This is a genomic window from Autumnicola patrickiae (assembly GCF_031846525.1).
GTDB lineage: Bacteria > Bacteroidota > Bacteroidia > Flavobacteriales > Flavobacteriaceae > Autumnicola > Autumnicola patrickiae.
Genome location: NZ_JAVRHM010000016.1, coordinates 1 through 21541 on the forward strand (window position 1 = coordinate 1; position 21541 = coordinate 21541).

The following is a 21541-nucleotide window of genomic DNA, read 5'->3' on the forward strand; positions in this document are numbered from 1 at the left end:
TTTGATAGAAAAGTCTTTGATGTCAGGTTGACCCTGTCGAAACCTCATGTCGATTTCAAAGCTTAAACTAGTCTGAAAGACATTTCGACAAGCTCAATGTGACATGTGCGAGTTATGAAGAAGAGAAGTACGAATTTAAAAATTGTAGATTTTTCCATTTAGGATGAAATGCTGAAACAAGTTCAGCATGACAAAACTGATTTAATGCCGATAATTGCCATTTTTGAGCACTGACTTTTTATTAGAAAAATGATTAGTCAGGTGGAGATTGAAGATAAAAAAAAATTTCTAGCGGAGGGATATGATGAAAAAAGTATGTATGCAAACAATTTTGTTCTTAAGTTCTTTTTTGTAGGTGTTTCCAATTTTGCGGCAGCAAAATTGGAAACACCTACAAAAAAGTGTCCTTTTTTTGGTTCGTTTTTATCTGCATCCGACGATCGAAGGGAGAGGAATGCATACAAAAAAATGAACAAATATGAATATGATCAATACTTTTTAATGACCAAAGGGAGCAGATACATATGCCATTTTCAGGCACTGATTTTTTAAAAAAATATCTCCTTAGTCGATAAGGTATTCCTTAAGAATAAGTTTTAGGTTTTGAACTTCTTTGCAGCTCAATTTTCCCGCTTTATTAAGAAGTCGCACCTTATCCACACATCTAATCTGGTCCAGTGCTACCTGTCCGTTCTTTTCGTCTAATGTCACATTTACCCGCATAGGAAATTTTCTTATTGTAGAGGTTAATGGAGCTATAAGAACAGTGTCCAGGTGCTTGTTTGAAGCATCGGGACTAATAACTACTCCGGGACGGGTTTTATTGATTTCTTTTCCCACAGTGGGATCAAGGGAAATCCAGTAAATTTCATATTGTTTTACCATTTCCAGTCATCGTTTTCCTCATCCTCGAAGATTTCTGGCATTAGCCTTTCCGGAGTGCCATTATTTTCAACTTCTTTTTTAATCATTTCTTCCCATCCTTCCCGTACTTTCTTTTCAGAAGGAGAAATAACTAATTTATTTTCCTGAACAGCAATATTAACCTTCTCCTTAAGACCAATTAGCTTTAGTAGTTTGGCGGGAATTATAACACCTTTTGAATTTCCGATTTTTACCAGGTTCGCTTCCATAGTTATATTTTGAATATCACAGCAAAGTTATAACAATGGCACAACATATTCTTGTGAATCTTTATTTATATTTTATAATCAACTTCAGATTATAAGGGTTATACCTGCCTACTTAAAGACTCATAATTGTCATTTTGAAACACGGACTTTTTGATAGAAAACTATTTGAGTCAGGTTGAACCTGTCGAAACCTCTATTCGAAATTCAAGGCTTTTACTGCGAAAAGAAGAATGGAAACTAGTCTGAAAGACATTTCGACAAGCTCAATGTGACTTTGTGTATTCCATTAAAGGCCGAGAGGCTCCACTAATTCGGAATTAGGAGGTGCCAACCAGAGACATTTCGACAAGCTCAATGTGACATCGTGCGAGTTACGAAGAAGAGAAAATACGAGTTTTGGATCTCGATAGATAAAGAATTGTAGATTTTTCCATTTAGGATGAGATGCTGAAACAAGTTCAGCATGACAAAACTGATTTAATGCCGATAATTGCCATTTTCAGCCACTGACTTTTTAAAGAACCTTCTTCAGCACTTCCACCAGCTGCTTCACTTCTTCCCGAGTATTGTAATGCACCAAACTCACCCTTACCACGCCATTTTTCTCTTCCAGACCAAGATCTTTGATCAGCTTTTTAGCGTAAAAATCCCCAAATCTGATTCCGATTCTAAAATCATCCACTTTTTCTACAATTTCATTACTTTTTAGTTCGGCATGTACAAAAGAGATCGTGGGAATGCGGTTTTCTTTATGAAAATCGGTAGCACCGATAATGCGGACTTTAGGATTCGTGTTTAAATACTGAAGCAGAATTTCACTCAGCTTTTCTTCATGGCCGGCTATCAAATCATACACTTCTTCCAGCTTTTTCTGAAACGAAACAGCTGCAGCTCTCGGGTTATGGTGCCTGTACATTTCTTCAAAATATTCGGTTAAACCGAGTAAACTATATGTGAGTTCAAAATTGAAGTTTCCAGGCTGGAACTTATAAGGAACATCCTTCTTTTTAAAGAAATAGTGGTTAATTCCATCCATTTTCAAAAGCTGATTGTATTTTCCGTACATCATAGCGAGATGAGGTCCGTAGGCTTTGTACCAGCTAAAAACGTAAAAGTCGACATCCAGCTCCTGAACATCAATTTGTCGGTGCGGGGCATAAGCAACCCCGTCTACACATACCAAAGCTCCCGCTTTATGGACAAGGCTGGTAATCTCTTTTACCGCATTAATCGTCCCGAGGATATTCGAACAGTGAGTGAATGCTACGAGTTTTGTGTTCCTGCTCAGAAGAATTTTTAAATCTTTAATATCAAGTTGAAGGCTTTCAGGATTGACCTTCCAGATCTTAACGTTGATTCCTTTCTCCTTAAGATCGGTCCAGCAGGAAACATTGGCTTCATGATCTGTATTTGTTACGATCACTTCGTCTCCCTTTTTCCATTGTTTACTGATGCAGATGCTCAAAATACGCAGCAGCATAGAAGCTGAAGGACCAATAACCACTTCTTCGGGACGGGAGGCATTTACAAATTTTGAAATCTGTTTTGTGGCATAAGCGAGCTTTTCGCCGGCTTCCCTGGAAACCTTATAAGATGCTCCCAGTTGCACATTGTGATGGGTGAGATAACCGGAAATGCGTTCTATCACTTTTCCCAGAACCTGTGAGCCACCGGCATTGTCCATAAAAACAAAATCGCGCTGCAGGGCAGGGAATTGCCTGCGTACAAATTCAATATCCATTACTTCAGTAGGCTTTCATTAAACAATTCCAGGATCCTCTTGTATTCATCTGTCCAGCTGCTGGGTTCTACAAATCCGTGGTCTTCTACGGGATAAATTGCCATTTCCCAATCTTCTTTTCCTAATTCAATAAGTCGCTGCGACAGTCTTACCACATCCTGAAAATGCACATTTACATCTACCATTCCGTGGGCAATAAGGAGATCACCTTCCAGCCCTTCAGCAAAATAAATAGGGGAGGAGCGGCGATAGGCAATAGGATCCAGGGCGGGTTCGTTTAAAATATTGGCAGTGTAGCCGTGATTATAATGCGCCCAGTCTGTCACAGAGCGTAAAGCGGCTCCTGCTTTAAAGGTATCAGCTTCGGTGAACATTGCCATTAAGGTAATAAAGCCACCATAGCTTCCGCCGTAAATGCCGACTTTCTCAGGATCGATATTGTGGTTTTTAATGAGGTAATTTACGCCGTCTATCTGGTCGCTTAAATCTTTGCCACCCATATGACGATAGATTCCGGTACGCCATTCGCGGCCGTAGCCTGCACTTCCGCGGTAATCGATATCAATAACGGTATAGCCAAGATCGGTGAGCAGATTGTGGAACATATATTCCCTAAAATAGCTCGACCACCATTTATGAGCATTCTGAAGGTATCCTGCGCCATGTACAAACACAACGGCAGCATTATTTTTCACATTTTCCTCCGGAAGATAAAGCCGCGCCGGCACCATGGCACCATCTTCAGCTTCAAAGCTTATTAGCTCCGGTTCTCTCCAGTTATATGCTGAAAAAGCTTCAGATTTTCCTGAAGTCAGTTTTTCTGCTTCAGCACTGGAATTTGTTCTTTTTAAATACAACTCTTCCGGCTGATTGCTATACGAATGTAAAATGGTCATGTATTTCTCGTCTGGAGAAAGAGTGACATCATTTTTTCCGGTCATGCTGGTGAGCTTTTCCATCTTTCCACCCATTAGCGGCATCTTATAGAAGTGGCGTTCGCCGGGATGAATTTCAGAAGTAGTCAGATACCAGTGTTTTTTGTTGTTGGAAAGAAACGGATCAAAAACTTCGAATTCACCGTTGGTCAATGCAGTTTTTTCGCCGGTAGTGACATTCAGCAGGTATAAATGGGAATATCCGGTTTCTTCAGATTGGAAATAAATGTGTTCATTATCGGGAAGCCAGCCCATAACAGCGCCTCCCCAATAGGTATAGCCAACGCCGGGGCCAGCAATCCACGCTTCGTCGCGCTGGCGGTCAAGTACATTTAGTTCACCGGTTTCCAGGTCTACAGCGGCAATCCAGCGGTCTTTATTATCTGCAGATCTGAAGTTTACAACTGCTTTTTCCCCATCTTCAGAAAAAAATATCTCTGAAGGGATCACCTGCCGCTCTTTTTCTTCCCATTCCTTATCGGGATAATCTTTGGTGTAGTCAGGTATATCCTTGATTCCGGGAAGTTTGCTGGTATCGAGGATAAAAACAGTGTCTTTGGAGAAGTTGTAAATCCCCATTTCCACCATATTATTTTCGTCACCCACTTTACTTCTGGCTGGCAAATCCACCGTGTATCCGCTTTCGTCTACGTAGTTGGGTACAATAGTGCTTTCATCGTTATCGCGCTTTATTAGCTGAAAACCGGCGAATTTGGCATTTGGTGAAACCTGAAGCTGGCTTAGCGTTTTTCCTTCAAGATAAAAACTGGAAGGTTCATCTTCAGCGATGGATTTCTGGTAATTTTCTGAACTTTCTTTTTGCAGCTTTCGTTCATTTACCACGCCTAAAAGCTGAAGGTTTTCCTGCTTTATCCATTCGTCTTTTTCTGAAGATTCAGTTTCTTTTTCTCCTTTTTCAGATCCTTCTTTAAAATTTGTGAGCTGCTGAATACTGCCGTTTTCGGAATTGAATACAAAGACATTTTGATCGAGCTGAAAAGCAATTTTATCTTCGTCTTTTAAGAACTTCGGATTTTCAATATCGCTGCCAAGGTCCAGGAGTGTGGTGGATTCTCCGGTTTTTAAAGTGTATAGCCTTAAATTGCCATTTTCGGCATATACCTTTTTTGATCTCTTTTTATTGAAATCCCCATAACGCGGAAGCATTTTCCGTTTCTCGCGGAGGCTTACTTTCTCAATTTTGCCTCTATTCCTGATATTTATCTTGTAAAGTGAGTCTGAAGGATCATTTTCAGCATTATAATTGAAGTAAATACGCTCACTATCGGCTCCCCAATGCACAATAGAGGGGAAAGTTCCCATCCATGCGGGGTCCTGCATTATTTTTTCTACTGAAAGCTCGCTTTCCTGCCCAAACACCGGAAAACTAAGGCCGATAATGAGCAAAAAATGATGCAGACTTTTTTTGAGTTTCAAACAGCGTATAAGGTGGTTCATTTCTTTTGTAGAATTGGAAATTTTGGCGGCAAGATACTTAAAATCCCGTATTTTTTAGAGTTGAATACAAAACGGGAAAAGAGCCTGAGGAATAATAAAAAAGCAGCTCATAATACCTTGATATCAGGTATTATGAGCTGCTTTTGTAAAATGTGTTTTCCTTATCTTAATTCTGCACCAACGGCTACAGCACAGTCGTGTCCGGGTTCTCCATGCGGCGGATTGATTCGCGGAGTTGCAGATTGAAGCCTTACCGGAGATTGATTTCCGGAAGTACTTGTAGCAGTATTTTGTTGTTTTGCCTGATTAAGCGGAGCTCCCACAGGTAAATCGCACCTGTGATTTGGCTGTCCATGAGCGGGATTGTACACTACTTCAGAATCTTTGGATTCTTCCTTGTTTAAATAGCTGGATTCCACAGCATTTTCCTGCTGTGCTGCCTGTGGCTGAGTGTTTTCTTCAGCATCTTTACAGGACACCATACTTAATAAGCTTATAATGAATAAGCCGGAAATTACGTTTTTTAATATTTTTTTCATGATAGAATTCTTTAATTTAATTTATAATCTCTTCAATTTCTTCTTCAGAAAGGTTCAAAAGGCCTGCCTTCGGAAGCCTTGTTAGCATAGTTCTCCAATTTTCATCTTCGGCAAAGATCGCATTAAAAATTGGTTTGGCTTCATCTAATCGGTCACTATTAGCAAGGGCGATTGCTTTCCAGAATTTCATCTCCAGGTTTTCGGGAAACATTTTTTCTGCAGTTCCATATTCCTTTAGCGCCTTTTCAATATTACCGTTTTCCACAGCAAGATCTCCGCGGTTCATGTGCTCGTAGGCACGGGCAGTTTTCAGTAACCTCGCCAGTTCCTCCACTGGATTTTCGTGATCATCAACTCTTAAATCAACTTTTTTATCTTCCCAGGAATTGTGCACTTTTTCCGGTCCTACAACAATGAGTGCGGCAGACTGTTTTCCGCGGATGTCCCCTCCTGCATTTTGAGCTGCTTTAAGTACTTCCACAACCCTTTCGGCTAACGGGAGGTTTCCATTAAGATGAAAAGCTTCTGCCATTGCGGGAACAACTTTTTCATTCAGCATCATATTTGCCTGTACAGAAAAATTCTTTCGGCTAATATGGCTGGCAGCTTCTACACAATTTTCACCGGTAAATGCCGCAGTATTTCCTTCCATGTCGAGAAAAGCAACCTGCCGAAATTCCCTTCCTTCATCATTATTCACAAGTAATTCGAGTGCTTCATCTGCCGTAATCCCTTGTTCCATTAACTCCAGACCTTTTGGACCATAAGCGGGGTTTACGAAAGATTGGGTTGCGACCACTCCAACACCAGACTTTCCCCAGGACACTAAGGGCCCTACAGAAAACCAGTGGCTTTGCACGCCAACAGCCATTTCGCCGGTAACAGTATCCCGTGCCACTATGGAATAGGTGTGCGCAAAAGCATCACCGCTAATTTCCGGATTTTGCGCCTTGCTATTTAATGATGAAATAACTGCCACAGCGATAAGAAATATAGATTTGTTCATAATCCCGCTATCATTTAGAAGCTAAAGATAGCTAAACTCTGCTGAATTTTTAAAAAGAATGGTGCAGGCTAAGTTGAACCTGACCTTTGCTAAGAGCATCTGTAGTCTGGATCATATAACCAGCCTGTACTTTAAGATTATCTTTAATAACATATCCCAGCGCGGAATAAAACCGGTTACGGTCAAAAAGTTCTACACTGCGACCATCACCAATCTCACGTTCACCATTGATGAAAATTTCATTATAAAGAGCAAGATAAACGGCGTCTTTATTAAGATTGGCCTGATTTAGAGGCACGTTTAAAAATATATTATAACGGTAACGGGTCCTGAAGTCCTGATTTTCTACCCAACGTTGTTCGTACCTAAACCGGTGAGTTAAATAAAAGCGGCTGCTTAATTTATGCGGAAGTAAAGCTTCCTGATAAATCCTGCTTTCACCTGAAGTTTCGTTGCCGTCACCAAATTCCCCGGAAGTGATATTCCCGTAACCTAATGTAAATTTAACATCGGCATTCATTGGAGAATAGGTGAGACCACCCCGAATAAGTAATTGTTCCAGGTCACCTCCCAGATCCCAGTTACGGTATTGGATATCACCCTGAAGCCCCCACTGACTATCACCAAAACTAGTGTTCCAGAAGTACATATACCATGCGCCGGTTTGATCTTCATCAACCTGGGCTGATGCATTAAAATTGAGAAATAAGAATAGAGGAATTAGAAGTAATATGTGCTTTTTAAACATTTTCGGCTTTTTTGCAAATATAAGGGGATTAAGTAGATAAAGAAGCTATTTTTCTCTTTCAATCTTTTGCACATCGAGGTATTCCGGGCCGTTTTCTACAGGATAACCTTCAATTTTTTCTCCGGAAATTTTTACAGTCTCACCTTCGTAGTCCGAAAGATCGATGTTGGTGCTTTTAAGGGCATACTTTTTTTCTGAAGAAGTTAAAGTATGAGTGCCGTATTGGTAAGAAGTAATTCCGGATGCTTCAACTGTACCGGTAACTTCCATAAGAGCGGAATTATCACCGCTTGTGTTGCTGCATGTGGATGTAAAAAGGATTAGAATACCTGCTGTGATTGTGGTAAGAATTTTCATTTCTCAGATTTTTGATCTAAAATAGCTAAGATTTCAAATATTGTGCAAGATTTAAGTTCTGAATTGACGTATTTCTGAAAACATTATTATTTTTGTGCTCCGTATTTGGCCTCGTAGTTCAATGGATAGAATAGAAGTTTCCTAAACTTTAGATCCAAGTTCGATTCTTGGCGAGGCTACATTTCATATTATACAAATTGCAACCCTGTTAATCTTATGATTTTCAGGGTTTTTTATTTTTTATGATTTCAGTTGATATCAAATAATATGGACTTAAAAGTTCACAGATCGTCAACATTTTTTCAGCTGAAATTCTTATCTTGATACTCTGTGAAGCAGCACAATTGGTGGTTTGACTTTCGTGAAATTGTTCAACTTAAAGTCATCAATTATGTGTACTCAGTCAACATTTTCAGTTTTATTCTGGATTTATTCCCAACGTGCAAAAAATAATCTTGCTGTTATCTACACCAGAATAACTAGTAAAGTTCGAATTCTAAAGAAGTAAACCAGTTTCTCGATCAGGAACATTCAAGGCTTTTTCAATTTTATCAGGAGTTGAGGGTGGAATGGAAAGTTCTTTCTCCGGAAAGTATCAAATCCAGAATACTTCGGTGATATAGAGCATATTATTTGGAAGCCTATCTGGTATCGTAACCTGGTCATCGGGATAAACAAATAATGAGGTTAATCATCAGCCTATAAAAGCCACCATCTTTCCAAAAATAGCTTTTTATGTAACAGACATGCGTATGTTGTCATGTTGCAATTGCATCGATTACAGGAAATCTTCCTATAAGTTTTTAAATATTCATTTTAAATTCTCTGCAAGATAAGCTACCAGGCATTCTTTCTTGTGCTCATTTATTAATGCCAACTATTTTCAGCTAAGGCTTTCTTTTGGTATTCTTCTGGAATTTTGGGAGTACGGGCGTATTCAAGTTCGCATTAAAACTATTAAACTAGAAAACTTTTATTGTTTATTAGTTTTTATGCTGTATATTTGTACAGAATTTAAACCCATAGACGAACAAATTACAGTTAGAATGAAAAAATTGATGATATGCTTCCTCTTTACATCCGGCCTTACCTTCGCTCAGGAGCCTGTTGAACTTGAACTATCGGAAGCAGTTTCTTATGCTCTGGAGCACAAGGCAGATGCTGAAAAAGCCCGCCTTGACATTGATAATGCTGATGCTCAGATTGCAGAAGTTAGAGCTAATGCCTTACCTAATATTTCAGCAAGTGCGGCTACTACCTATAACCCTCTTTTGCAGCAGAACATCTTACCCGGAGAATTTTTTGGTGCCCCCGGTGAAGATATTGCGGTAGCCTTTGGAAGGAAATGGAATTCTAATGCTAATGTGCAACTGTCACAGGTCCTGTTCAATCAGGCGGTATTTACCGGCCTCAAAGCAGCAAAATCCACCAAAGAATTTTATCAGCTGAATGCACAGCTTACGAATGAAGAAATTATTGAAACCGTTGCTACTGCTTACTATCAGGTCTATCAATCTCAGCAAATGCTGGAGAACATTAACAGCAATCTTGAGCTAACGGAACAAACATTAAAAATAGTAGAAGGCTTATACGTTAACGGACTCGCTAAAAAAATTGACTACGACCGAACCAAAGTGGCGCTCAATAATTTGATAAGTAACAAACAGCAGGCAATTAATGCGGTGGAATTGAGTGAAAACGCCCTCAAATTTATGATAGGAATGTCCATTGCCCAGGAAATTACCTTGCCTGAACAGAATTTCCAGCCCGCTTTTTTGCCGGGAACAGATCTCAAAATGTCCGAGAGAACCGAACTGGCACTGCTCGACAAACAAATGGAACTTTTAAAATGGCAAAAAAAGGCTACGCTGGCTGAGTATTATCCATCTGCATCGCTGGTGGGAAACTATGGCTGGCTGGGACAGGGAAATGAGATTCCATTATGGAATGGGAAAGATCAGGGAGTGTTCTGGTCAGATCTTGGTTCTATTGGAGTAAATATCAGCATTCCGATTTTCAATGGAGGAGCTACCAAGGCAAGGGTGAAGCAGAATCAGATTGAGATTGAAAAAGCTCAGGAGGATTTTCAGGAAACGGAATTGGCATTGCAACTTGCCTATAAAAATGCAATCGCACAATTGGAAAACAGCTTTCTTACGATCGAGACGCAGGAAGAAAATGTAACGCTTGCACAGGAAGTGCTTGAGGACACTCAAAATAATTATGAACTGGGCCTGGCTTCCCTCAACGATATGCTGGATGTAGAAAGAGAACTTGCCGAGGCGAAAAATAATCTTACAAATGCCCAATTGGACTATAAGTTAGCCGAAGTGTCACTACTAAAATCCCAGGGAAAATTAGAAACATTAAAAGAAAATAACCTTTAAGATGAAAAAAAAGACAATAATAACAATAGTTGCTGTGGTAGGTGTTGGCATAGCTTTCTTTCTGATCCTTCAGAACAATAAAAAACAGAACCAGGAAGAACTGGCTATAGTGGCACAGGAGAATACAATCGTAACCGTTAGAACTGCCACTGCACAAAAAGAGAGTATGAGTGGTCAATTCACAGTTAATGGAACCTTTCAGCCTGAAACCAGATCCCAAATATCTGCAGAATTAGGGGGGCAGGTTGTTGAAATTTATGTTAAAGAGGGTGATCAGGTTGTAGTAGGACAGAACCTGGCAAGGCTTTCCGGAGATAAAATAAACGTAAATGTAAATAATGCGCAGGCGAACCTTGATAATGCTATTTCTACTTTAGATCGGTATGAGGCAGCCTATGAAACTGGTGGGGTGACAGCAGTCCAGCTGGATCAGTCTCGCTTACAGGTAGAGAATGCCAGGGCGCAACTGCAGGCCGCACAGTTAAACTCGGGTGACACTAATATTCGTTCTAAAGTAAACGGTGTTGTCAATCAAAAAATGGTCGAAGTAGGAATGGTAGTAGGTGCAGGTACCCCTCTTTTAGAAATTGTAGACATTTCTTCGCTTAAATTAAATGTTGAAGTGGACGAAGCTTTAGTAAGTCAGCTTCAGGATGGAGATCCTGTTAATGTCCTCCCCAGTGTCAGTCAGGATACACTAACTGGGGAGATTATTTTTATTTCTCCTGCTTCTACCGGCGCTCTTAAATTTCCGGTAGAAATTCGTATTGACAATTCCAATGCAAAGCTAAGGGCAGGAATGTATGCTACTGCCGTGTTTAACCAGGCTGGAATGGACAACATACTTACCGTCCCCAGAGAAGCTTTTGTTGGTAGCGTGAGTGACAATCAGATTTTCGTTGTAGAAAACGGTGTCGCCCGGCTTAAACAGATTCGCACCGGGGTAAATTATGGAACTAAGGTACAAGTGACCGGAGGCCTTGAAGAAGGAGATGTAGTGGTCACTAGTGGACAGATCAATCTTACCGACAATACTGCGGTAGAAATAATAAAATAAACCATATATAATAATGAAATTAGCAGAAGTATCCATAAAAAGACCCAGTCTGGTGATTGTAATGCTTGCATTGCTTATCATTGGTGGTTTTTTCAGTTATAGTCAGCTCAATTATGAGCTGATACCGAAATTTGAAGTAAAAGTGGTAACGGTGATGACAGTTTATCCCGGTGCATCACCTGCCGAGGTGGAGAACACAGTTTCAAGGAAAATTGAAGATGCTGTGTCTTCGCTGGAAAGTATTGACAAAATACAAACCAGTTCCTTTGAAAGTCTTTCACTGGTAACTATTACATTCAGTAATGATGCAGATGTGGATTTTGCTTTAAATGAAGCACAGCGAAAAATAAATTCCATTCGTTCAGATCTTCCTAGTGATATTGACGAACCTTCGCTCTCGCAGGTTTCTCTATCGGACATGCCGATAATCAGTATGGGGGTTACCGCAAACCTTTCAGAAAATGAATTATATGAGCTTATAGATCAGAACATACAACCTGCATTTTCACGTGTTTCGGGAGTTGCGCAGGTAAACCTTGTTGGGGGACAGGAAAGGGAGATTAGAGTGAATTTAAATCCGGACAGGCTTCAGGGCTACGGACTTACCGTTCCTATGGTTCAGCAAATAATTTCGGCTTCTAACCTGGATTTCCCTACCGGAAACCTGACCACGAGAGAGAATACAACGCTTATTCGTCTCTCCGGAAAAATTCAGTCTGTAGAGGAGCTAAGGAACCTTACCATTGCTTCGCAAAATGGCCAGAACATAAGGCTTTCAGACGTTGCGGAAGTTCAGGATACTCAAAAGGAAGTAGAAAAAATCGCAAGAATCAACCGTCAAAATACTATTTTACTTCAGGTTCAGAAGCAAACCGATGCGAACGCCGTTACTGTGAGTGAACTTGTTCAGGAGAAAATAGTGGAACTGGAGCAACAGTATGCAGATCAGGGAATGAAGATAGAGATTGCCAAAGATGATTCTGAATTCACCCTGGCTGCGGCAAACGCAGTTATAAAAGACCTTTTAATTGCAGTAGGACTGGTAGCATTTGTAATGTTGTTTTTCCTGCATAGTTATAGAAATGCGCTTATTGTAATGGTGGCAATTCCTACCTCCCTTATTGCAACTTTTATAGGTATGCTGCTATTGGGTTACAGTTTAAACTTAATGAGCCTGCTTGCCCTTTCTTTAGTGGTGGGAATCCTTGTGGATGATGCTATTGTGGTAATCGAAAACATTCACCGCCACATGGAAATGGGAAAAAACAAAGTGCGTGCAGCGTATGATGGATCAAAGGAAATAGGTTTTACAGTTACAGCTATTACCCTTGTTATTGTGGTGGTATTTTTACCTATAGCACTAAGTTCAGGATTGGTTGCCGACATCATTAGTCAGTTTTGTGTAACTGTAATTATTGCAACCCTGCTATCCTTGCTGGTTTCCTTTACAGTAGTTCCATGGTTATTTTCAAGGTACGGAAAGCTTGAAATGATTAGTGAAAAATCCTTCTTCGGAAAGGTTCTTGAAAAGTTTGAACAAGGCCTTAGCTGGTTTACCCGCGAGGTGACCAAGATTTTGGAATGGTCTCTTGATAATAAAATAAAAACCTTCTTAGTGGTCATTGGATTATTTGCAAGTGCTATCGCACTTGTAGTAATGGGATACATAGGATCTGATTTCTTTCCGGGAACAGACAGGGGAGAATTCCTGGTGCAGTTGGAAATTGATAAAGATGCATCTATTGAAGAAACAAACTTTATCACCCAACAAACAGAGAATTACCTTGCACAATTACCTGAAGTAGAAAGGCTTATTGCCACTGTAGGGCAATCCAGGAGTGGTGGAGCCGGGGGAGCCCTTACCACCACAAACAAATCTGAAATTTCAGTTACCCTTGTAGACAAATCTGAAAGAGATGAAAACACCTCTGTATTTGCTGCCAAGCTCAAACGAGAATTGGAGAGAGAACTAGTGGGTGCCAAGGTGACCACAGTTCCGGTTGGTTTAGTTGGAGCTCAGGCTGCGCCACTTCAAATGACGGTAACAGGAGATAATTTTGAAGATGCTTTCGCCTACGCCCAGACTGCCGAAGACCTTTTAAGGACAATAGAAGGAGCCACCGAAATTGAAACCAGTGTAGAAGACGGAAATCCTGAAATTTCTGTAAGTGTTAACCGGGATAAAATGACTTCCCTGGGATTAAATGTGGCCACGGTGGGACAGACCCTTAGAACCGCCTTTAGCGGAAATACAGATAACAAATTTCGTACAGGAAGTAACGAATATGATATTAATATAATTTTTGATGAAGCTGCCCGAAACAATATTGAAGATGTAAAAAATATTCAGTTTGTAAATAACCAGGGGCAAACAGTGAATCTTTCGCAATTTGCCAATATAGGTTATGAATCTGGTCCTTCTTTGCTGGAACGCTTCGACCGTTCTCCTTCGGTAACCGTTAGTGCACAAACCGTTGGTAAAACTACCGGTGCAGTTGCCCAGGAATGGGAAGAAAAACTAGCCGAAATCGAGATGCCAAAGGGAGTAGCATGGAGCTGGGGCGGAGATATGGAGAATCAGAGTGATGGCTTTGGAACACTGGGAATTGCGCTTTTGGCTGCAATTATGCTGGTGTACATGATTATGGTTGTACTTTATGATGATTTTATTAAACCATTTATTGTATTGTTCTCTATTCCGTTGTCTTTTATTGGAGCCTTATGGGCGCTGGCATTAACAAACCAAAGTTTGAACATTTTTACTATTCTTGGTATTATCATGTTAATAGGGCTGGTAGCTAAAAATGCCATTTTACTGGTAGATTTTGCCAACCACAGGCTGGCACAAGGGGAAAGTATACGCACAGCCCTAATACAAGCCAACCATGCACGTTTGCGACCAATTTTGATGACAACTATTGCGATGGTATTCGGGATGCTCCCAATTGCCTTGGCCTCTGGAGCAGGTGCAGAGATGAATAATGGGCTGGCTATTGTAATCATTGGAGGGTTGTTATCCTCCTTATTCTTAACTTTGGTAATTGTGCCGGTAGTGTTTATAATTTTTGTTCGAATGGAGGAGAGGTTTTCTAAAAAAGAGGATAAAAATTATAAAGAACTTATGGAAGCAGAGTACGAGCATATAAATCCTAAGCATGAATTTGAATTTTAATAGATAAATGAAAAATCTGGCTGCAAAATCAGTAGCCAGATTTCTAGATTTTTTGGAGAGGAATGAGTGTTAACATAAATGAGTATGGAAAAAGATACAGAGTTACTAAATAAAGTGTCACAGCTTTTTTTGGAAAATGGAGCGAAAACAGTAACCATGGATGATATATCCAGGGAGCTAAGAATTTCAAAAAAAACACTTTATGAAAAGTACAAGAATAAAGAGATTCTACTGGAAGAGGTGTTAACCTATAATTTGGAGAAGGTATTAAATAAAATGAAAAACCTTGATGAAGCCATAGAAAATGCAGTAGAGAGAATGTTTGCCAGGGACGGAGAAATTGAAAAGGCTTCAAAAACAAATGATTCCATTATGCTAAAACAGCTGATGAAATATTACCCTCAGATTTTCAATAAGCATATGTTATATTTTTCTGAAAAGCTTACAGAGATAGTGATGCATAATATCGAAAGAGGCAGGAAACAAGGTTTTTACAGGGAAGATTTTGATGCATTATTTTATGCCAGGCTTTATTTCCAGATGACCATGACCTATGACAACTCGCCTTATCTGGATACCAGTGAGGTTTCCAGGTCGAGATATCAACAGGAAGCATTAATGTTCTTTATGAATGCCATTACGACTGAAAAAGGAAAAAAAGTAATGAAAGAGCTGGATCGCTAAATATCTGATTTTTATAAAACCCAAAGACCTAAAATAAAAGCGGGATAGCACTTTGTTTCTTGGGTTTGCTCCTAATAACCTCAAAATCTCAATTATTATATGCAAATGGCAATTATATATTTAAATCATATTATGAAATGAAATACGAGAAAATTTTATCGCATTGGTTCGGAGCCAGAGTTACTGTAATAGATGATTTTGAGACTATTTGTAAAAGTGATTTTGATTTTATCGAAATTCTTATGATTCTAGAAAATTCTTTTTTAGTAAATCTGTTGGAAACAGAAAAAGTGCGCCAGGATTTTCATACAGTAAGAGATTTTATCAATTGGGCCGAATCCAGGCCTCAACTGCAGAAAGATCGATTTAGGTTAAACAAGCGTCTGCTAATACCCGCTTATTAAGAAGTGACATAATTTCTATCGATCAAAGACCTTTTAGTCTGGATAATTAATGTCAGCTAAGCTACCGTATCTTAATTCTTCATCAATGAGTCCGACTTTAAAATATCCAATCTTATAAATTCAAGCATAAAATAAAAACTGATTGTATGGCTAAAATTCCAACCCTGTTAATTTTATGATTTTCAGGGTTTTTATTTACTTTGTAGTTCTTGTTGATGACGTACTTATCGAACTATTCTAAAATAAGGCTGCAACGACATTTAAATGTAACAAAGATCCAGAGAACCAATGAAAAAATCAACAGTAGAAGAGATTAGGAAGCGGTTCGATAATGATACAGAAAGATTTTCTAATCTTGATAGGGGACAACTTTCTACAATAGATGCAAAAATCTCTCTGGAACTTATTACAGAAGCATCTAAGAGAATTGCTCCTAAAGCTAAGAACTTATTGGATATTGGTTGTGGTGCGGGTAATTATTCCCTTATGATGCTTTTAAAAATGCCTCACCTTAATTGCACACTGGTGGATCTCAGCAAACCCATGCTGGATAAGGCAGTGGAGAGGGTGTCACAAAAGGCGAATGGAAAAGTTGAGGCGTTGCAGGGCGATATCAGGGCAGTTGAGTTACCCGAAAATCATTTCGATATCATCCTGGCAGGTGCGGTTTTACATCACTTAAGGGATGACAGCGACTGGGAAGCAACTTTTGAAAAATTGTTCAGGCTTCTAAAGCCCGGTGGGTGTTTAATGATATCCGATTTAATTACCCAGGATACAGATGTGGTGAATGATTATGTTTGGGAAAAGTATGGGGAATATTTAGAAAGTATAGACGGCAAGGAATACCGGCAAAAAGTGCTGGATTATATCGCTAAAGAAGATTCGCCAAGGTCAATGAATTATCAACTGGATTTGATGAAACAGGTAGGCTTTAGTAAGGTGGAAATCCTTCATAAGAACCTGTGTTTTGGAGCTTTTGGTGGAATTAAATAATGACTGAAATTTTTTGGACTAAAGAAGATCAAACAAAAAATGCTGTGGTCACTGTTATTTTTGTGGTGGAATAAATTCAAACTGTATCTCTCTAAAGTTAATTTGAATAAGCTGAAATATCAAGTGCCAGTTTACGGAAGGTCGATAATTGCCATTTTAGAGGGCCTCTTTGTGACAGACTTTCAATGCGCGATATTTCACAAACCTTTCTCTGTCAAAGGCCGGCGCTTTTTTCTCCGGAGCTATAGTTGTCTATTAATTCACTAAAGGTCGATAATTGCCATTTTTGAGGCCTCGCTTTGACAGACTCTGAAATGCACAATTTTTTACAAGCCTCTCTCTGTTAAAAGGCTGCACTTTTTTACTCCGAAGGAATAAGTACCGGCTTATTTTTGTTTCTCCTTTTTTTAACTGCTGTTTGTCAATTTTGCCTGGGAAAAAGCTTTTTTACTGATCTAAGTCATAAAACAGCCTTCTGAATGTACTTACTTTTGGTTTAGAATTCCTGAATTTTTCTGAAGCGCGGAGGTTAATCTGTTTACGAAGAGTATTATTAAGTTTTAGAGATGAGTGCAGTAACAGAAGAACAAGTTGACCTGAAGGTTAAACCTGGAACATGCGATACAATTTGAAGCTTTAACGAAAAATGAGAATAAAGTTGTTATTCCTGAAGGTAGAGAACAATCAGAATCAACTTATTAATAGATAATAAAACTAAAAAATTATGAAAACTGCATCACTAACAAAAAACCTGGAATACAACGAAAATAAACCTGCGGTAATGGTCTTAATGGATACCGACAGTAGCAGGGAAATTAGAATTACCATGAAAAAAGGGCAGGTAATGAAAGAACACAAAACTCCTTTTCCTATTGTAGTGGAGATCTTTGAGGGGGAAATCACCTTTGGGGTTAATGGCAATATCCATAACCTCGTAAAAGGTGATCTTGTGCAATTGGAAGGAAACGTTCCGCATGATTTAAAAGCTGAAGCAGATAGTACAGTGAGACTAACATTGTCCAAATCTGATACTGCCGACAGAGTAAAAGACGTGGCCGACAAATCTTCCTAGAGGAGAATATAAAATATTGAGAAAACTCCAAAACCTAAAGTTTTTAGAATTTCAGGTTTTTTGCTGTTTGGCAGGATCATGGTCTCGTAACCAGGTAAAGAAAAATTTTCTAATCATCTCTGTTACATTGCGGGAAAATATATACTTTCATCCGCTAAAAAATATCTTATTATGTTTTTAAAATACGTTAAGCCATTGCTGATGGTGGTCTTACTAGCCGCAGTTTTCTCATGTTCAGAAGATGAGTCTCCGTCTGGAACCGAAACTCCTGATGAGGTTGAAGATACTTTTTATTATATCGCTCTAAGAAATGACGGTACCTTGTTCAACATTGGGAATAATAGCGGAAAGGTTGTGCAAACGGGTAGAATTCCCGGAATAGAGTTTAACACACTATTTAATTCCGTTACCTCATCAGATTCTGAAACTTTTATCTACGAACATCGTTTTGATCCTCCCAGAGGTATTTTGCATGAAAAGAATAGCGAAAGTGGTCAAATACAGTCTACCATACTGGATTTTCCTGAACAATTTGGAGAAAATACAGCTTTATTGTCCTTAGACTGGGAAGAGGAGAATCAAGACCTGATTGGGATCACCAGAGAAAATATGGAACAGAGCAACCACCAGAGACCTATTATGGTAGTTCGTATAAATCCAGATAATCTTCAGATAATTTCTCAGGATATAAATCTGGCTACGGAAGGTTATGAGAATGTTTTTTCCACAAGTCTGGTAGGACAGAAATTATATGTGGTAGCCTCTAAAACAGAAAGAGTAGTAAATGCAGATTTGCTGGAAATTGACCTGGAACAAAATTCCATTACAATTCTTCCCTTTTCGGAGACAGAAGCAGGAATTACAAACCTCGGGAACAGCGGCAGTCCGAATAGTTTATTTGGTTTTGTGCCGGTAGCGAATTCCAGTATAATGGCAGAAGTGAGGCCGGTAATTTATGATATTCAGGCAAAGACCTCAAGTGAAATATCTGAAGTGCCACAAATATCAGCTTTGCATTTTGCTCATAAAACCTTCTATAATAAAGAGGGTGGTGAGTTTGCAGAACTTGTGGGAGCAAATAATGCTAAAAGTATTTTTAAATATTATCCTTCAACAGGTGATCACCAAATAATAAAACTACAGAATGCAGACGATCTTTCTTCTCTTATAAATATCATTGGCATAAGAGAATTATAGTTGATTTTGCTGCTGAATAAAACAATGAATGGACGCTATAGACGTCCATTCATTTTTCGACTTAAAACCGGTCCCCACACGATTTCAAATCTTTACTTTAATTACGTTCTCTGAAATATTCTAAGTGTCAGATGAGACATCACTACAGTCCATCGCCTGTACTTCATCAATCGCTTCCTGATATTGCTGTCCCCAGTACTGGCAATCTTCAAATTCCTGATAGAAATCGATCATTGCTTCTTTATAATCGTCACAAGTCTCTGGATTTGGATTTTGAGAATAAGCATTAAGAGAAGTGACTACATCTTCCCACTCCCCCTGGAAATCATTACAAGCGCCGGTAACATCATCATCTGTACCTGCATCGTCATCCCCAGAACAGGATGAAAAGCCAAAAAGTGTTGTACATAAAATAAGTGATAAGAATTTTGAATATATCTTCATAATTTCAGTTTTTTGAGATTTTAGTAGTTCGTATACCAAAGGCCGATAATTGCCATTTTTGATTCCTCTCTACGAGCTATATATTTTTAAACCATTCTTCAAATTTATCTCCCAGTAAAGGCACGGGTTGGGATTTTCCGTTAATGGCATTCACCAGCCCCATTACCCACAGGTATAATAGGAAGATGGAACCTAAGAAACTTGCGATCCATCCTAAAATAGGCACTAATCCGACTATAAAAAGGGCAACTCCGCACATGGTTAGTCCTAAAGACTGCTTTATGTGGTATGCGGCAAAAGGATCGTTCTTTTCCCTGTTCATTATAAACGCCGCGATAAGCCCGATGATAGTCAAATAGGCTACAATAGCCATTGTTTTGTCATCTGAAGCAGTATTTTTAGTTTCTGTCTGCGTATTTCCGGATTCCATAATCAGAATATTTAAAGTTTAGAATAAAAGATTCAATTCCGGTGGCTTTTTATCAGAATTTGAATTTTTCAGCCTCTGTTGTGATCATTCAGCTCAATATCTTCAGGTTTGTTTATTGTTCAGTAGGAGATATTGCGGGTTTTAAACCTTCAGCATGAGAGTTTATAAATTAAACTTCACTCCTGCACCAATTACTAGTTGTCCTCCATCTATAATTACATATTTTGCTTCAGCAAAAGGAGTTATACTGCTTCCAATGTTGAAATTAGCACCGGCACCCAGGTTTAAACCGAACCTTCCGTCGCTCGCACCAAAATCAGTACCTCCCCATCCGCTGCCATCAAAATCAACTTTTACATGAGAATAATTTAATCCTGCCAGGCCGTAGAAGCCAAGACTTTCGGTATTTGAAAAGTAATAATGTGCGTTTCCGTTTATCTCCCACCAGTTAAGGCTAATGCCAGATTCATCTTTAGGCAGGTAGTAAATAAAACCTGGTGCAATGGTGAGATCTTCGATAATTGGGAATTCTGCGGTTACGCCAATTCCGGGATTCTCGATTTCTGTACCGTAAACTAACATAGCACCAAGACGAGTGTCGGTTTGTGCAGAACTGCTAAGAATACCTGCGAAAAATAATAAAGCTCCGGTAATAAGTAATCTTGCTTTCATTTTTAAGAATTTTTGTTAATCAATTATTTGTGGGTCATTTTTCGCAATAAGTGTTTTGGGTTTTCTCATTGATGATGTAAATATCTTATGATGGCAGGGTTCTATCAACAGGAATTGAGTATAAGCCGGTTATGGATGAGTGAAATGAAGAAAATTTTTATTTAAGTGATTTTTGAATCCTGAACGGCTGGAAATCTGGTTCTCTAAATCATATGATGTTTATACTAATGGGAAACAGCATTTTAGCTGTAAATTTTTTATAGGTTCAATAAGAAAAGCTACATTTAATACGATATCCTCTTTTGGTATTAGCACCAGATAATTATATCTTATCATGAAAGTAGCCATTATAGATGATGAAGTACATTGTGTAGAAGGACTGGTTTTGCATCTAAAAAGTAAATTTCCGGAATCGGAAATTGTCTATAAAGGTACAAGACCGGAAGATGCGCTATTGGCTTTACCTAAGGCCATGCCGGATCTGGTGTTCCTCGATGTGGAAATGCCCGGGATGAATGGATTCGAATTCCTGGATCAACTCCCCAAAGATTCTTTTGATGTGATTTTTACAACCGCTTATAGCCAGTATGCTGCACAGGCTTTTAAAGCCAAAGCAGTGAATTATCTTCTTAAACCAATTGATGAGAACGAATTTAAAACAGCTGTTCTACAATGGAAAGAGGAGAGGGAACAAAAGAAAAATCTTTCTTCAGAAAGGATTAGCGAATTGTTGACCTATATGAAGCGTGAAGGAATTCTGAAAAATAAAATTGCAGTCCCTGTTTCCGATGGTTATGAATTTATTGAAACCAATGATATTCTATACTGCCAAAGCCAGAACAATTACACGTTGCTATTTACGGTTGATAATCGCAAGCTGGTCTTAAGTAAAACCTTAAAGGAATTTGAAAAGCTTCTCGATAAATACTTTTTTATCCGCATTCATAAATCCTATCTCATCAATCCCAATTATATGAAAAAATATTATCGCAATGATGGAGGTTACCTTGTAATGCAGGATGGGAAGTCCATTCCCGTGAGTAAAAGTAAAAAGGATCTCATTACCAATCTTTTTGATGCCATAACAAAAACAGCTTAGCTTTAGGATT

21 protein-coding genes and 1 tRNA gene are annotated in these 21541 nt (G+C 39.0%); 11 read left to right on the top strand and 11 right to left on the bottom strand.

Features of this window, described 5'->3' with window-relative positions; translation table 11 throughout:
* Positions 1-261 precede the first annotated feature (261 nt).
* A complete protein-coding gene (locus RM549_RS13460) occupies positions 262-552 on the top strand; it encodes a hypothetical protein (protein ID WP_311685679.1) in 291 nt (96 codons plus the stop codon).
* Between the two features lie 12 nt (positions 553-564).
* On the opposite strand, the gene RM549_RS13465 is transcribed toward RM549_RS13460, so the two are convergent.
* The 8 genes from RM549_RS13465 to RM549_RS13500 form a co-directional block, all read right to left on the bottom strand.
* On the bottom strand, positions 565-885 hold the full coding sequence (locus tag RM549_RS13465) for a type II toxin-antitoxin system PemK/MazF family toxin (RefSeq protein WP_311685685.1): 321 nt from the start codon (positions 883-885) through the stop codon (positions 565-567).
* Positions 879-1133: an AbrB/MazE/SpoVT family DNA-binding domain-containing protein gene (locus RM549_RS13470; RefSeq protein ID WP_311685687.1), complete on the bottom strand. Its 255-nt coding sequence runs from the start codon at positions 1131-1133 to the stop codon at positions 879-881. The genes RM549_RS13465 and RM549_RS13470 overlap by 7 nt, the downstream gene beginning before the upstream one ends.
* A 514-nt stretch (positions 1134-1647) precedes the next feature.
* Positions 1648-2874, bottom strand: coding sequence for a cysteine desulfurase-like protein (locus tag RM549_RS13475; protein ID WP_311685689.1), 1227 nt, complete (start codon positions 2872-2874; stop codon positions 1648-1650).
* Positions 2874-5246, bottom strand: coding sequence for a S9 family peptidase (locus RM549_RS13480; RefSeq protein ID WP_432264716.1), 2373 nt, complete (start codon positions 5244-5246; stop codon positions 2874-2876). Before RM549_RS13480 ends, RM549_RS13475 begins: the two co-directional genes overlap by 1 nt.
* A gap of 182 nt (positions 5247-5428) precedes the next feature.
* Entirely contained in the window at positions 5429-5806 is a 378-nt protein-coding gene (locus RM549_RS13485) for a hypothetical protein (RefSeq protein ID WP_311685691.1), read from the bottom strand.
* A gap of 16 nt (positions 5807-5822) precedes the next feature.
* Positions 5823-6812: a DUF1028 domain-containing protein gene (locus RM549_RS13490; protein WP_311685693.1), complete on the bottom strand. Its 990-nt coding sequence runs from the start codon at positions 6810-6812 to the stop codon at positions 5823-5825.
* Between the two features lie 49 nt (positions 6813-6861).
* Positions 6862-7560, bottom strand: coding sequence for a DUF2490 domain-containing protein (locus tag RM549_RS13495; protein ID WP_311685695.1), 699 nt, complete (start codon positions 7558-7560; stop codon positions 6862-6864).
* Between the two features lie 45 nt (positions 7561-7605).
* Complete coding sequence (locus tag RM549_RS13500; protein WP_311685698.1) at positions 7606-7917, bottom strand: hypothetical protein; 312 nt, start codon at positions 7915-7917, stop codon at positions 7606-7608.
* A gap of 107 nt (positions 7918-8024) precedes the next feature.
* Between RM549_RS13500 and RM549_RS13505 the strand changes: the two genes are divergently transcribed.
* From RM549_RS13505 to RM549_RS13545, 9 genes are all read left to right on the top strand, one after another.
* Positions 8025-8096, top strand: a tRNA-Arg gene (locus RM549_RS13505).
* 867 nt (positions 8097-8963) lie between these two features.
* Positions 8964-10304 carry a TolC family protein gene (locus tag RM549_RS13510; protein ID WP_311685700.1) on the top strand — a complete coding sequence of 447 codons (1341 nt, stop codon included), beginning with the start codon at positions 8964-8966 and terminating at the stop codon, positions 10302-10304.
* A 1-nt stretch (position 10305) separates the two neighbouring features.
* Complete coding sequence (locus RM549_RS13515) at positions 10306-11361, top strand: efflux RND transporter periplasmic adaptor subunit (RefSeq protein WP_311685702.1); 1056 nt, start codon at positions 10306-10308, stop codon at positions 11359-11361.
* A 13-nt stretch (positions 11362-11374) separates the two neighbouring features.
* Entirely contained in the window at positions 11375-14533 is a 3159-nt protein-coding gene (locus RM549_RS13520) for an efflux RND transporter permease subunit (protein WP_311685703.1), read from the top strand.
* Positions 14534-14617: 84 nt separating this feature from the next.
* A complete protein-coding gene (locus RM549_RS13525) occupies positions 14618-15217 on the top strand; it encodes a TetR/AcrR family transcriptional regulator (protein ID WP_311685705.1) in 600 nt (199 codons plus the stop codon).
* Positions 15218-15354: 137 nt separating this feature from the next.
* The gene (locus tag RM549_RS13530) at positions 15355-15621 is read left to right on the top strand and encodes a hypothetical protein (RefSeq protein ID WP_311685707.1); all 267 of its coding nucleotides are present in this window, start codon (positions 15355-15357) and stop codon (positions 15619-15621) included.
* A gap of 288 nt (positions 15622-15909) precedes the next feature.
* Positions 15910-16617 carry a class I SAM-dependent methyltransferase gene (locus tag RM549_RS13535; RefSeq protein WP_311685709.1) on the top strand — a complete coding sequence of 236 codons (708 nt, stop codon included), beginning with the start codon at positions 15910-15912 and terminating at the stop codon, positions 16615-16617.
* Positions 16618-17341: 724 nt separating this feature from the next.
* A complete protein-coding gene (locus RM549_RS13540; protein ID WP_311685711.1) occupies positions 17342-17689 on the top strand; it encodes a cupin domain-containing protein in 348 nt (115 codons plus the stop codon).
* 171 nt (positions 17690-17860) lie between these two features.
* Positions 17861-18886: a hypothetical protein gene (locus tag RM549_RS13545; RefSeq protein WP_311685713.1), complete on the top strand. Its 1026-nt coding sequence runs from the start codon at positions 17861-17863 to the stop codon at positions 18884-18886.
* 120 nt (positions 18887-19006) lie between these two features.
* On the opposite strand, the gene RM549_RS13550 is transcribed toward RM549_RS13545, so the two are convergent.
* The 3 genes from RM549_RS13550 to RM549_RS13560 all read right to left on the bottom strand — a co-directional run bounded on the left by RM549_RS13550 (position 19007) and on the right by RM549_RS13560 (position 20432).
* The gene (locus RM549_RS13550) at positions 19007-19330 is read right to left on the bottom strand and encodes a hypothetical protein (protein WP_311685715.1); all 324 of its coding nucleotides are present in this window, start codon (positions 19328-19330) and stop codon (positions 19007-19009) included.
* Positions 19331-19406: 76 nt separating this feature from the next.
* Positions 19407-19760 (bottom strand): DUF4870 domain-containing protein, encoded by a 354-nt coding sequence (locus RM549_RS13555; protein WP_311685717.1) that lies wholly within the window; start codon positions 19758-19760, stop codon positions 19407-19409.
* A 162-nt stretch (positions 19761-19922) separates the two neighbouring features.
* The gene (locus RM549_RS13560; RefSeq protein WP_311685719.1) at positions 19923-20432 is read right to left on the bottom strand and encodes an outer membrane protein; all 510 of its coding nucleotides are present in this window, start codon (positions 20430-20432) and stop codon (positions 19923-19925) included.
* Positions 20433-20766: 334 nt separating this feature from the next.
* Between RM549_RS13560 and RM549_RS13565 the strand changes: the two genes are divergently transcribed.
* Positions 20767-21531, top strand: coding sequence for a LytR/AlgR family response regulator transcription factor (locus tag RM549_RS13565; RefSeq protein ID WP_311685721.1), 765 nt, complete (start codon positions 20767-20769; stop codon positions 21529-21531).
* The last annotated feature ends 10 nt before the right edge of the window (positions 21532-21541 follow it).

Excerpts from the sequence above, each read along its gene's own strand:
- RM549_RS13465 (WP_311685685.1), bottom strand. The coding sequence starts at position 885 with ATGGTAAAACAATATGAAATTTACTGGATTTCCCTTGATCCCACTGTG.
- RM549_RS13470 (WP_311685687.1), bottom strand. The coding sequence starts at position 1,133 with ATGGAAGCGAACCTGGTAAAAATCGGAAATTCAAAAGGTGTTATAATT.
- RM549_RS13475 (WP_311685689.1), bottom strand. The coding sequence starts at position 2,874 with ATGGATATTGAATTTGTACGCAGGCAATTCCCTGCCCTGCAGCGCGAT.
- RM549_RS13485 (WP_311685691.1), bottom strand. The coding sequence starts at position 5,806 with ATGAAAAAAATATTAAAAAACGTAATTTCCGGCTTATTCATTATAAGC.
- RM549_RS13490 (WP_311685693.1), bottom strand. The coding sequence starts at position 6,812 with ATGAACAAATCTATATTTCTTATCGCTGTGGCAGTTATTTCATCATTA.
- RM549_RS13495 (WP_311685695.1), bottom strand. The coding sequence starts at position 7,560 with ATGTTTAAAAAGCACATATTACTTCTAATTCCTCTATTCTTATTTCTC.
- RM549_RS13500 (WP_311685698.1), bottom strand. The coding sequence starts at position 7,917 with ATGAAAATTCTTACCACAATCACAGCAGGTATTCTAATCCTTTTTACA.
- RM549_RS13510 (WP_311685700.1), top strand. The coding sequence starts at position 8,964 with ATGAAAAAATTGATGATATGCTTCCTCTTTACATCCGGCCTTACCTTC.
- RM549_RS13515 (WP_311685702.1), top strand. The coding sequence starts at position 10,306 with ATGAAAAAAAAGACAATAATAACAATAGTTGCTGTGGTAGGTGTTGGC.
- RM549_RS13520 (WP_311685703.1), top strand. The coding sequence starts at position 11,375 with ATGAAATTAGCAGAAGTATCCATAAAAAGACCCAGTCTGGTGATTGTA.
- RM549_RS13525 (WP_311685705.1), top strand. The coding sequence starts at position 14,618 with ATGGAAAAAGATACAGAGTTACTAAATAAAGTGTCACAGCTTTTTTTG.
- RM549_RS13530 (WP_311685707.1), top strand. The coding sequence starts at position 15,355 with ATGAAATACGAGAAAATTTTATCGCATTGGTTCGGAGCCAGAGTTACT.
- RM549_RS13535 (WP_311685709.1), top strand. The coding sequence starts at position 15,910 with ATGAAAAAATCAACAGTAGAAGAGATTAGGAAGCGGTTCGATAATGAT.
- RM549_RS13540 (WP_311685711.1), top strand. The coding sequence starts at position 17,342 with ATGAAAACTGCATCACTAACAAAAAACCTGGAATACAACGAAAATAAA.
- RM549_RS13545 (WP_311685713.1), top strand. The coding sequence starts at position 17,861 with ATGTTTTTAAAATACGTTAAGCCATTGCTGATGGTGGTCTTACTAGCC.
- RM549_RS13550 (WP_311685715.1), bottom strand. The coding sequence starts at position 19,330 with ATGAAGATATATTCAAAATTCTTATCACTTATTTTATGTACAACACTT.
- RM549_RS13555 (WP_311685717.1), bottom strand. The coding sequence starts at position 19,760 with ATGGAATCCGGAAATACGCAGACAGAAACTAAAAATACTGCTTCAGAT.
- RM549_RS13560 (WP_311685719.1), bottom strand. The coding sequence starts at position 20,432 with ATGAAAGCAAGATTACTTATTACCGGAGCTTTATTATTTTTCGCAGGT.
- RM549_RS13565 (WP_311685721.1), top strand. The coding sequence starts at position 20,767 with ATGAAAGTAGCCATTATAGATGATGAAGTACATTGTGTAGAAGGACTG.